The 795-nt window shown below is 62.8% G+C and carries 1 protein-coding gene and 1 pseudogene; both read left to right on the top strand.

Annotation, left to right across the window (positions count from 1 at the left end; all coding sequences use genetic code 11):
* The first annotated feature begins 189 nt into the window (after positions 1-189).
* Positions 190-327 carry a hypothetical protein gene (locus F6Q13_RS20345; protein WP_367141358.1) on the top strand — a complete coding sequence of 46 codons (138 nt, stop codon included), beginning with the start codon at positions 190-192 and terminating at the stop codon, positions 325-327.
* A gap of 19 nt (positions 328-346) precedes the next feature.
* Positions 347-795: pseudogene (locus F6Q13_RS17645) on the top strand (thiolase family protein); the annotation flags it as partial.

The following is a 795-nucleotide window of genomic DNA, read 5'->3' as shown; positions in this document are numbered from 1 at the left end:
CTACGACACGCCCGCCGACCTCACCGGCTCGTACACCACTTCCCTGGACGCAACTTCCCTGGATGCACGCGCCGCGATGTCTCGACTTGGCCCAGGGACAATCCGCAGCTGATCAGCAGCCGTTGCGGCGATTGCGGTGCTGCTATGTTCCCATACAGCCGCGCTGTCCGAAATTGCAGCGGGGCGGATATGTCCGATCTGCTGCTGGCGCATCGTGGAATGCTGGTGGCGTGGACGACGCAAGATTTCCCCCGCGGACTCCCGATGCCGGTCACCACCGACGAGGAGGGCAACGCGATCGTGACATTCGCCTTTCAGCCGGTCTAAGGCAAAAAGGAGTCCTGACATGAATGACGTCGCCATCATCGGTGTGGGCTTGCATCCGTTCGGCCGGTTCGATGGCAAGTCCGCGATGGAGATGGGCGCCGAGGCGATTCAGGCTGCCCTGGACGACGCGTGCCTGGACTGGCAGGACATCCAGTTCGGGGTTGGTGGCAGCCATGAGGTGTCCAATCCGGATGCAGTGACCCGGTTGGTGGGGCTCACCGGCATTCCCTTCATCGACGTGTTCAACGCTTGCGCCACCGCCGCTAGCGCCACCCAACTGTGCGTAGACACCATCCGGCTGGGCAAATACGACATCGGCATCGCCGTCGGCATGGACAAGCACCCGCGCGGCGCGTTCACCGACGACCCGGCCAAGCTGGCACTTCCCGCCTGGTACGGAGAAAATGGCCAGTTCGTCACCACCAAGTTTTTCGGGATGAAGGCCAACCGCTATATCCACGAGCACGG

It is taken from the genome of Mycobacterium sp., assembly GCF_008709575.1.
In the GTDB taxonomy this organism is placed as follows: domain Bacteria; phylum Actinomycetota; class Actinomycetes; order Mycobacteriales; family Mycobacteriaceae; genus Mycobacterium.
Note: the sequence above shows the minus strand (reverse complement) of the source record. Positions and strands in the feature narration are given on the sequence as shown.